Source organism: Atribacter sp. (assembly GCF_035418125.1).
Classification (GTDB): domain Bacteria; phylum Atribacterota; class Atribacteria; order Atribacterales; family Atribacteraceae; genus Atribacter; species Atribacter allofermentans.
The window spans coordinates 1-2,470 of sequence record NZ_DAOLQM010000299.1 but is presented as its reverse complement, the minus strand read 5'-3'; the positions used below and the strand labels follow the sequence as shown (position 1 = coordinate 2,470).

Below are 2,470 nucleotides of genomic sequence, written 5' to 3'. Positions count from 1 at the left end.
AAAGAAATAATTATAAAATTCCGCTTAATTGAGAAAATTGGGAGGAAACCTTAGGATGATTTATGACATAATCTTTTTGAACAAAAAGATTTGGGGTGATCTTTCTTTTTTTCGGATTTCTCAGTGTATCTATCGGATTGAATGGAATAAATCCATACAATATGGCATTGGCTAACCCGGAAAACGATACCAAAGTCACCTTTCATACCCTGAGGATTAATGATGAAGAAATGGACTATTCAGCTACAGTTGGATCTATCCCAATTATTGATCAAAAAAGCCAGACCGAACAAGCCAGAATTTATTATATTACTTATAACCGACAAGGAATTGAAAATTTTGAAAAACGCGCTATTACTTTTGCATTTAATGGAGGACCGGGAGCGGCATCAATGATGCTTCATTTGGGAGTTTTGGGGCCACGGGTAGTGGAAAAAAGTAAAGATGGAACCAGATTAATGCCACCACCTTTTCGATTGGTTGATAATCCTAATACTCTATTAGATATCACCGACCTGGTTTTTATTGATCCAATTGGCACTGGGTATAGCCGAATGACCGGAGGAGCTGATCCAACTCAATATTGGGGAGTCAGTGAAGATGTTCGGTGTATTGCACAATTTATCCAATCCTACTTGAATCATAATGGCCGGAGTACGTCACCGGTAATTATCGCTGGAGAAAGTTATGGTGGAGTACGAGGCTCAGGATTAGCCAAAGTTCTTCAAGATATTGGAGTTTATCCCTCAGGATTGATATTTATATCACCGGTTTTTGATTTAGGAACAATTCAATGGAGTTCATTAGACGATCGTGCTTTAGCGCTCACCATTCCTACTTATGCAGCCGCTGCCTGGTATCATAAAAAAATTCATCCAGATTACCAGGGAGATTTAGATTCGGTGTTACAAGAAGTCAGAGCTTGGGTTGAAAATCATTATTTAAAAGCACTCTGGAGGGGAAATGCCTTGAGCGAAGAGGAAAGAGATAAAATAGTTGAGAAGCTAAGTCAATATACTGGCATTGCTGAGGATTTCATTCGAGAAAAGAATTTAAGAGTTTATGAAGATGATTTTGCTTCTGAATTACTCAATGATAAGGGTTTAGCGTTAGGAATTTACGACGCAAGGGTTACAATTCCCGGGACTTATGTCGATGAAGACGATCCCAGTTACTTTCTGATAGGAGGTCCTTTTAAGTCTTGCTTGGCCAATTATCTCAAAAACGATCTTCAATTCGAAAGCAACCTTTCCTATCTTTCTGGTTCAGCAGAAGTATATGAAAAATGGAATTGGGAATCAGGTCGTCCGGCTCCTAAGTACGAGGGAACGGTAAGCCTAGGATATCCGAATCAAAATGAAGAATTGTCAAAAGCCTTACGTCGTTCTGATTTTCTCAAAGTGTTTATTGCCAGTGGAGTGTATGATTTGGAATGTCCTTATGATTCCGTTCTTTACAGTATAAACCATCTGGACTTGCCAGCGGAACGAAGAAATAATATTACTCTTCAAATTTATCCAGGAGGTCATATGCTCTATACCAATCCTGAAGCCCTTGCCCAATTAAAAAAGGATTTAGAAGAATTTTATCAAGATATTCTTGGAGAGTGATTTTTAATGGTGCTGAAAAATGGGGTGAAGCCCTCTGAGAAAATTAAAATCTATACCTTGGTTGATAACACAGCCGGGTATGGTTTTCAGGGAGAATGGGGGCTTAGTTTTTACATAGAAGTTCATGGACATAAAATTCTATTTGATACCGGAATGACCTCGCTGGCTTCCGAAAATGCTCGACTAGCAAAAATCGACCTTTCATCGATCGATACTTTGGTTCTAAGTCATGGGCATAATGACCATACAGGAGGGTTGGTTCATTTCTTAAAATATATTGGGGATGTTCCAATTATTGCCCACCCGGATATTTGGACCAAAAAATATGTCCAAGAAAACCAAAATTCTTTAGATTATATTGGAATTCCAGCTTGTCGAGAAGAATTGGAAAGCAAGGGAGCACAATTTCATCTAACCACAAAAACTTTTAAAATTTGTCAATCTATTATAACGACCGGCGAAATAGAGTTAAACAATTCTTATGAAAAAATTGATAGTGATTTGTTGGTGAAAACTGCTGGAGAATTTTCTCCTGATTCAATGATGGATGATGTGTCTTTAATTATCCAAACCGAAAGAGGTTTGGTGGTTGTCACTGGTTGTGCCCATCGGGGAATTGTGAATACACTCCAGCATGCTCAAAGAATTACCGGGGATCAGCGAATTTTATACGTTATTGGAGGGTTCCATCTTTACCAAGCCTCTCATGAGCGATTGGATTGGACGATTCAAACCCTGTTTACTATGGGTGTCCAAAAAGTGAGTCCTTGTCATTGTACTGGATTCCAAGCTATGGCTCAGATTTATCAAAATATGCCGAAATATTATCAACCGATTTACGCTGGATCAGTTATTGAAAT

2 protein-coding genes are annotated in these 2,470 nt (G+C 38.5%); both read left to right on the top strand.

Features of this window, described 5'->3' with window-relative positions:
* The first annotated feature begins 161 nt into the window (after nt 1-161).
* Nucleotides 162-1,610, top strand: coding sequence for a S10 family peptidase (locus tag PLK24_RS10760; RefSeq protein ID WP_324479009.1), 1,449 nt, complete (start codon nt 162-164; stop codon nt 1,608-1,610).
* A gap of 6 nt (nt 1,611-1,616) precedes the next feature.
* Nucleotides 1,617-2,470, top strand: an 854-nt coding sequence (locus PLK24_RS10755) for an MBL fold metallo-hydrolase (RefSeq protein ID WP_324479008.1), incomplete at its 3' end; no start/stop codon positions are given.

Bases quoted from the DNA above. Each gene is read 5' to 3' on its own strand.
- PLK24_RS10760 (WP_324479009.1), top strand. From the start codon at position 162: ATGGCATTGGCTAACCCGGAAAACGATACCAAAGTCACCTTTCATACC.